Source organism: Rhizobium sp. SVR5-9E, from assembly GCF_056755095.1.
Map to the genome: position 1 here is coordinate 1 of NZ_JBNDHS010000324.1, position 312 is coordinate 312.

The window sequence follows — 312 nt, forward strand, 5'->3', positions numbered from 1 at the left end:
TTTCGGAAGTGCATCTTTATGAACAAGAATTGCTGTCGGTTTATACTCAACACAAGGTCTTGTCACATAGATATACCCTTCGAAATCATTCGTTACACCCCATGAATTCTTCACCACATAATATTCTTTTCCGCTCTGATCTTTTGCCAGACCTACGATGTGCATTCCATGGTCGTCGGTTGTGGAAAGATTATTCAAAGCCTGCTGACGCATATCTTCCGTGATTGTTTTATCTTTTTTAGGCTCCGTGAATAATGTTCCTTTGTTGTCTTTGTTGATCTGATCCAGTTCCATATCCGGAACATAGGCAAC

The 312-nt window shown here is 40.4% G+C and carries 1 protein-coding gene; it reads right to left on the reverse strand.

Features of this window, described 5'->3' with window-relative positions; translation table 11 throughout:
• A partial coding sequence (locus ACPYOJ_RS35020) for a C1 family peptidase (protein WP_481420330.1) occupies positions 1 to 312 on the reverse strand: 312 nt, incomplete at both ends.